General features: G+C 69.3%; 7 protein-coding genes and 1 pseudogene. 1 reads left to right on the plus strand and 7 read right to left on the minus strand.

Annotated features, from left to right (window positions below; translation table 11 throughout):
• The first annotated feature begins 851 nt into the window (after window positions 1-851).
• Window positions 852-1,040 carry a hypothetical protein gene (locus tag ACWCXX_RS40125; protein WP_451136114.1) on the plus strand — a complete coding sequence of 63 codons (189 nt, stop codon included), beginning with the start codon at window positions 852-854 and terminating at the stop codon, window positions 1,038-1,040.
• Between the two features lie 121 nt (window positions 1,041-1,161).
• Here ACWCXX_RS40125 and ACWCXX_RS40130 read toward each other — a convergent pair whose 3' ends face one another.
• From ACWCXX_RS40130 to ACWCXX_RS40160, 7 genes and pseudogenes are all read right to left on the minus strand, one after another.
• On the minus strand, window positions 1,162-1,434 hold the full coding sequence (locus ACWCXX_RS40130; protein ID WP_329814132.1) for an HPr family phosphocarrier protein: 273 nt from the start codon (window positions 1,432-1,434) through the stop codon (window positions 1,162-1,164).
• Between the two features lie 50 nt (window positions 1,435-1,484).
• Window positions 1,485-3,494 (minus strand): PTS fructose transporter subunit IIABC, encoded by a 2,010-nt coding sequence (locus ACWCXX_RS40135; protein ID WP_451136116.1) that lies wholly within the window; start codon window positions 3,492-3,494, stop codon window positions 1,485-1,487.
• Window positions 3,495-3,581: 87 nt separating this feature from the next.
• Window positions 3,582-4,529, minus strand: a complete 948-nt coding sequence (pfkB, locus tag ACWCXX_RS40140) for a 1-phosphofructokinase (protein ID WP_451136118.1) — start codon at window positions 4,527-4,529, stop codon at window positions 3,582-3,584.
• On the minus strand, window positions 4,526-5,287 hold the full coding sequence (locus tag ACWCXX_RS40145) for a DeoR/GlpR family DNA-binding transcription regulator (protein WP_451136120.1): 762 nt from the start codon (window positions 5,285-5,287) through the stop codon (window positions 4,526-4,528). The genes pfkB and ACWCXX_RS40145 overlap by 4 nt, the downstream gene beginning before the upstream one ends.
• Window positions 5,288-5,557: 270 nt before the next feature.
• A pseudogene (locus ACWCXX_RS40150) lies at window positions 5,558-5,779 on the minus strand (fluoride efflux transporter FluC); the annotation flags it as partial.
• Between the two features lie 55 nt (window positions 5,780-5,834).
• A complete protein-coding gene (locus tag ACWCXX_RS40155; RefSeq protein ID WP_451136122.1) occupies window positions 5,835-6,353 on the minus strand; it encodes a carboxymuconolactone decarboxylase family protein in 519 nt (172 codons plus the stop codon).
• A gap of 145 nt (window positions 6,354-6,498) precedes the next feature.
• Window positions 6,499-6,778, minus strand: a 280-nt coding sequence (locus ACWCXX_RS40160; protein ID WP_451136124.1) for a hypothetical protein, incomplete at its 5' end; no start/stop codon positions are given.

Consider the following 6,778-nt stretch of genomic DNA (forward strand, 5'->3'; position numbering starts at 1 on the left):
GTCCAGCCCGATACCCCTACACACGGCGCGGCCACTCCTTCGCGGGACGGGCCCGGCGAACCCGCCCCGCTTCCAGCACCACCCCGCTGCACTCCTCACACCCAAGCCGTTGACCAGGCAAAACATCAAAGTTTGGCTGGAGTACCAGGTGGCTTCTCCAAACCCCAGCTGGCTCGGCTGTATTTGCGGCGTGGGTGAGATAGATGAACGCCTGGAGCTGCTGGGTTACTCGATCACAGGGGACGTCGGCGCGCAGATCCTGCCACTCCTGTACGAACAGGGAAGCAACGGCAAGAGTGTTCTTCTGGATGTCATGGTCGGACCTCTCGGGGACTATGCAGATGTCGCCTCCTGCTGGCCCGGCCTTTCGAAAGGCCCCCCGCCGATCTTGCCGAGCTGCATGGCGGACGCCTCATCGTCTGGTCCGAACTGAGGCCCGGAGACCGCTTCGACGAGTCCCGCGTCAGGTCACTCACCGGCGGAGACCGGATCAAGGCCGAAGGATGTGGCAGGACTTCTTCGGTTTCGCCCCTATCCACAAAACTGTGGCTGCTCGGCAACCACCGCCCCGAGGTCGGCACCGGCAGCTACGCGTTCTGGCGCCGGGTCAGGCTGATCCCGTTCGAGTGGATGTTCACGGACCGTCGGAAGGTCGACAAGCTCGCCGAATTCCTGGTCGCTGAAGAAGGGCCCGGCATTCTGCACTGGCTCGTGACCGGAGCGCGCGGCTATCGGAACGGCGCTCGCGACCTGAACGGCCCCCGCAGGTACGCATCGCCACCGACGCGTACGCGCAGACCGAAGACCACGCGGGCCGGTTCCTGCGCGAATGCTGCACCGTGGACCCTGCCATGCGTGCCGAACAGACTCAGCTCTACAACAGCTACCGGAACTGGTACCGGCTCGAGGGCACCCACCCGATCTCCTCGCGGTCGTTCGCCGCGCGTGTACGTGCGACCGGCGGTATCGCCACACCCAAAGGGATGACCCTGTCCAATCAGCGCAAGTTCTACCCCGATATCGGGCTGAACAATGAATAGCGAAGCGGAGTCCCGGCTCGCCGCGGCGGCTGCCGTACGACCCTCCGCTGAAGAACTGCGCGCCGATGCCCCCCGTCCCCCGAGCCGTTACGCACTCGGGGGACGACGGGGGCCGCTGACCTCACGCCGTGGCATCGAGGTCGCGGGCGAGGAACTCTGCCAGCTCCTCGACCGCGGCTTCCGCGCCGTCGCCCTCTGCTGCCAGCACCACCGAATCGCCGTGCTGGGCCCCGAGGGCGAGCACGGAGAGCAGACTCCGGGCATCGACCGCGCTCTGGCCGTCCCGGCCGATGGTCACCTTGACCCGCTGCCGGGTCGCTTCCTTCACGAACAACGAGGCCGGGCGGGCATGCAGACCGCTGCGGGTACCTATGACGACAGTGCGCTGATGCATGGTGAATTCTCCTGTGTGGTGATGGGACAGCGGGGTTGCAGGGAAGTCCGTCAGGCGGCGACGGAAACCTTGGGCTCTTCGCTCGCCGGGGCTGGCCCCTCCGTGGCCCGGCGCATCCCCTTGAGGAGGACAACCAGGGCGCCCGCAACCACCGTACCGGCGGCGATGGCCAGCAGGTAGAGGAACGGATTGCCGATGAGCGGCACCACGAAGATGCCACCGTGCGGGGCGCGCAGTGTGCAGCCGAACGCCATCGACAGCGCACCGGTCACCGCGCCGCCGGCCATCACCGACGGGATCACCCGGAGGGGATCGGCGGCCGCGAACGGGATCGCGCCCTCGCTGATGAAGGACGCACCCAGGACCCAGGCCGCCCTGCCGTTCTCCTGCTCGGTCTTGCTGAACAGCCTGCCGCGCACGGTGGTTGCGAGCGCCATGGCCAGCGGCGGCACCATGCCGGCCGCCATCACCGCTGCCATCACCTTGAGGCTGCCGGGCGTCGGGTCTGCCAGGCCGCCGACCGCGAAGGCGTATGCCACCTTGTTGAGCGGCCCGCCCATGTCGAAGCACATCATCAGGCCGAGGACGATGCCGAGAATGATCGCGTTGGAGCCGGAGAGCCCGTTGAGACCATCGGTCAGAGCTCGTTGGAGCGAGGCGATCGGCTTGCCGACGACGATGAACATCAGGAAGCCGACGACCACCGAGGCGAGCAGAGGAATCACCAGCACCGGCATGATGCCGCGCAGTGTGGGATGGACCTTCACTCGTTGGATCGCCATCACTGCCGCACCGGCCAGCAGACCCGCTGCGAGCCCGCCGAGGAAGCCCGCGTTGATGGTGAGCGCGATGGCACCGCCGACGAACCCGGGGACGAGTGCGGGCCGGTCCGCCATGCCGTAGGCGATGTACCCGGCCAGCACCGGCACCAGGAAGGCGAATGCGGCTGTCCCGATCTGGTTGAGCAGAGCGGCCCAGCTGTCGGCCTCTCCCCAGACGAAGTGGTCCGCAACGGACTTGGCGCCGGCAATCTCGTATCCACCGATGGCGAACGACAACGCGATGAGGAGGCCGCCTGCGGCGACGAAGGGCACCATGTAACTGACGCCGGACATCAGGTAGGTCCGCAACCGGATGCCGAAGTGTGCGGGGTCGCCACCGGCCGCGGCTCCGTCGTGCTGCTCAGGGGCGCCGCCCGCGGCCGTGCCGACCTCGCCTCGCTCCGCTTTGCGCCTGGCTTCGGCGATCAGCTCGGCAGGTCGGTTGATCCCTGCCTTGACCCCGGTGTCGACGATGGGCTTGCCGTTGAACCGTGCCTTGTCGCGCACCTCGACGTCATGCGCCCAGATGACCGCGTCGGCAGCGGCGATGAGCCCTGGATCGAGCCTCTCGAAGCCGGCTGAGCCCTGCGTTTCGACGTCGAGCACCACACCTTCGGCGCGGGCTGCGGCTGCCAGCGACTCGGCGGCCATGTAGGTGTGCGCGATGCCAGTCGGACATGACGTGACGGCGACGATCCGGAAGGGTTCGTCCTCCGGTGCAGCGCTGTCCGGGGCAGGGCCGTTCGCTGCTGCGCCGTCCGGGGGCGAGGCGTCCGGATCCGGTCCGGCCGGAACGGCCTCCTCGCCGCGGATCAGGGCCGCGGCCGCGCCGGGGTCGCGCTCCGCGCGCAGGGAGCTCGTGAAGTCCGGGTCCATCAGCCGCCGTGCCAGGGCGGACAGGATGGTGAGGTGGTCATCGTCGGCCCCTGCCGGCGCCGCTATCAGGAAGATCAGATCGGCGGGACCGTCCGCCGCACCGAAGTCGATACCCCGGTCGCTGTGGCCGAACGCGAGTGTGGGCATGGTGACATGCTCGCTGCGGCAGTGCGGGATGCCGATGCCGCCGTCCAGACCGGTCGGCATCTGTGCCTCGCGGGCGGCGACGTCGGCGAGGAAGCCGTCGAGGTCGGTGACGCGGCCCTCGGCGACCATTCGCTCAGCGAGCGACCGGGCGGCTTCGTGCTTCGTCGCGGCGGACAGATCGAGATCGACCAGTTCCGCGGTGATCAGTTCACTCATCGCGGGGCTCCTTGCTTGTGGACCGTCCGGTGGGCGGTTCGGGGGGACACTCGGGGCGGTACTGAACGGGTCGCGGACGCATTGCAGTCATGAAGCCGGCTCTGCAAGGGGGCGGTCGAGGGGGACATCGGTGGTCGTGGTGACCGCCGCCAGGTCGAGATCCGCAGGGGTCGGCATGACACTGCCCGGCAGCTGCACGGCCGCCGCACCGTGGGCGACCGCTGCGGCGAGCGCGGCCGGGCCTCTTCCGCCAGCGGTGAGGAAGCCCGCCAGGGAGGCGTCGCCCGCTCCGACGTTGCTGCGGACGGTGTCCACCCGGGCGCTGCCGAAGTACGTTCCCGTACGGTCGACCAGCAGCTGACCGTCGGCCCCGAGACTGGCCAGAACGGACCCGGCACCCCGCTCGCGCAGCTCCTCCGCCGCCTTCACCGCATCGCCCACCGTCACCAGCGGGCGACTGACAGCCTCGGCGAGCTCCTCCGCGTTCGGCTTGATCACATCGGGGCGCTCCCGAAGTGCCGCGGTCAGCGCCGCGCCGGAGGTGTCGAGGGCGATCCGGGCCCCTGCGCTGTGGCTCCGGGCCACCAGCTCGGCATACCACTGCGGGGGCAGCCCACGCGGCAGACTGCCGCAGCAGGCAATCCAGCCGGTGGCCGCCGACCGGGTCCATACGGCATCCAGCAGGGCCTCTGCCTCAGCCATGGTGATCTCCGGGCCTACCGCGTTGACCTTGGTGAGCGTTCCATCGGGTTCGACGAGTGTGACGTTGATGCGCGTGCTGGCGACGATCGGTACTCCGACCGCCTCGATACCGTGCTCCCCGAGCAGTTGGGCAAGCAGCGCGCCCTCAGGCCCGCCGAGCGGCGCGACAGCGATCGTAGGGTGGCCGGCTGCCGCGACCGCGCGCGAGACGTTGATGCCCTTGCCTCCGGGGTCGATTCGGTCGCCCGTGGCGCGCAGCACGGCTCCGCGGGTCAGCCCAGGCAGCTCGTACGTACGGTCAAGGCTTGGGTTGGGGGTCACGGTGAGGATCATGCGCGCGCCACTTCCGTGCCCTGGCTCTCAATGGCGAGGGCGTCGTCGGAGTCGAGTCCGGTGTCGGTGATGAGCAGATCGACCTGCGTGAGATCGCCGAAGCGGGCGAAGTGTTCCTGGCCGAACTTGGCGGAGTCGGCCAGGAGCACGACCCGGCGGGCGGCGGAGATCATGGCGCGCTTGACGGCCGCCTCGGCCAGGTCGGGCGTGGTCAGACCGCCCTTCGGCGAGAAGCCGTTGGTGGCGAGGAAGACGACGTCGGCATTGATCTCGCTGTAGGCATTCAACGCCCAGGCATCGACGGCGGCGCGCGTACGGTGCCGGACGCGGCCGCCGACGAGATGCAGCGCGATGCCGGGGTGGTCGGCGAGCCGGGCAGCGACCGGCAGCGCATGGGTGACCACGGTGAGACGGGAGTCGAGCGGGATGGCCGCAGCCATCCGTGCAGCCGTGCTGCCCGCATCGATGATCACGCTGCCGTCGATGGGGATTTCACCGAGAGCGGCGGCCGCGATGCGCTCCTTCTCGTCGGTGGCCACCGCATCGCGCTCGGCCAGAGGGGGCTCGAAGTCGAGTCGCCCGGCCGGGATCGCACCGCCATGGACACGCCGCAGCAGCCCGGCCCGGTCGAGGGCTTTCAGATCACGCCGCACAGTCTCGGCGGTGACCTGAAACTCCTCAGCCAGGGACAGCACGTCGACCCGGCCGCACTCACGGGCGAGGCGGAGGATTACTTGCTGTCGCTCCGGTGCATACATGTTGTTTTAGGTCCATTCCATGCCCGACTGTGTGGCTCCGCGGAGACATTACGCTGACAAGTCGGCAATGTAAACAGACTCGGGCATGTGCGGGCCTGAACAGACATGGTCAAGCGGTCGGCGGCCTTCTGCCCGCGGTGGGAGGAGCCGTTGTCGACGATCCAGAACACCCTTTTGTCGCTGGCGTAGGGCTCTTGGCTCATGACCTGGGTGACCAGGTTCATGAACGGGTCGATGCCGGTTCTGGGCTCGGTGCGGCTGAGTGGCCTCGAACGTGGTGAACCCGCCGAGCACCCCTGTACCGAAGAACGGCCGCACCAGCCGGCGTGCCGCCCACACCTCGCTGATCACCACCATGAATACGCCGATCACCGCACATCCGACGGTATTCTCGGCCAGCGTCGTCCACGGGAAGCCGCCCGGGGCGGTGGGCCAGATCAGCGTGGCGCCGTAGCGGGCGGATGCCCCGATCGCACCGCCGAGCGCGACCACGGCGACGACGGAACCTTGGGGATTCGGGCCCCCATGGGCACATGTCTCCTGCCTGCTACCCGCGCCAGGGTATCGCCGCCGCCCCCGGCGGGCCCACCGCACCCTCGGCGGGCCCGCCGGCCCAGGTCTTGCCCGGGGGCTGCTTGGTGGTCACGTTGATGCGGTTGAACAGGTTCGTCAGACCGATCGCGAGCACCAGCGCGGAGAGCTGCTTCTCGTCGAAGTGGCGGGCGGCCTCGTCCCAGATGGCGTCCGGCACCGGATCGGAGCGGTCGCTGAGCCGGGTCGCGTGCTCCGCGAGCGCCAGCGCGGCACGCTCGGCGTCGGTGAAGTACGGCGCGTCGCTCCAGGCCGACACGGCGAACAGCCGCTCGTCGCTCTCCCCGGCCTTCCTGGCGTTGCATACGTGCCCGTCGACGCAGAAGGTGCAGCCGTTGATCTGGCTGACCCGCAGACCGACCAGTTCGAGCGTGGTCTCCGGCAGCCCGCCCTTGCTGATGGCCTTGACCAGGCCCAGTACGGGCGGCAGGGCCTCGGGAATGATCTCGGCCGGGTTCTCGATACGTGCCTGCATGATGTCCCTCTATCGCCCTCCGTCACGGTCGCGGCGGCGTTCGCGGTGGCGTTCTTGCCGCGCCCTCACTGCACTGACGGACGGCGAAGGGGAAGCGTGACGAGCGGCCCGTTCGCCGCTTCGCGGCCGGGGCGCGCCGGGGTCCTCACCGCGTACGCCGGAGGGAGCCGCGCAGCCCGTTTTCCTCGGTGGCCCTGGCCCTGAGCTGCCGTATCAACGTGGAGTCCCCGGCGGCGTCGTCCTCGCGGGAGCGGCACCGCGCGCATTCGCACGGCGGCCAGCGCAGCGGGTTGAACTCGGGCAACTCCGGTGCCGGATCGGGCTCCTGCTCCCGCACCCGGCCGGGGCCGGGCTCCGGGAGTTCGATGTCGGTGATCTCCAGCGGAGCTGAGACGGCGGGCAGTACGGCGGCGCGGACCACGAAC

This window comes from Streptomyces sp. NPDC001732 (genome assembly GCF_053596315.1).

What these genes read in the sequence shown, in the direction of transcription:
- ACWCXX_RS40125 (WP_451136114.1), top strand. Translation starts at nt 852, where the DNA reads ATGCGTGCCGAACAGACTCAGCTCTACAACAGCTACCGGAACTGGTAC.
- ACWCXX_RS40130 (WP_329814132.1), bottom strand. Translation starts at nt 1,434, where the DNA reads ATGCATCAGCGCACTGTCGTCATAGGTACCCGCAGCGGTCTGCATGCC.
- ACWCXX_RS40135 (WP_451136116.1), bottom strand. Translation starts at nt 3,494, where the DNA reads ATGAGTGAACTGATCACCGCGGAACTGGTCGATCTCGATCTGTCCGCC.
- pfkB (WP_451136118.1), bottom strand. Translation starts at nt 4,529, where the DNA reads ATGATCCTCACCGTGACCCCCAACCCAAGCCTTGACCGTACGTACGAG.
- ACWCXX_RS40145 (WP_451136120.1), bottom strand. Translation starts at nt 5,287, where the DNA reads ATGTATGCACCGGAGCGACAGCAAGTAATCCTCCGCCTCGCCCGTGAG.
- ACWCXX_RS40155 (WP_451136122.1), bottom strand. Translation starts at nt 6,353, where the DNA reads ATGCAGGCACGTATCGAGAACCCGGCCGAGATCATTCCCGAGGCCCTG.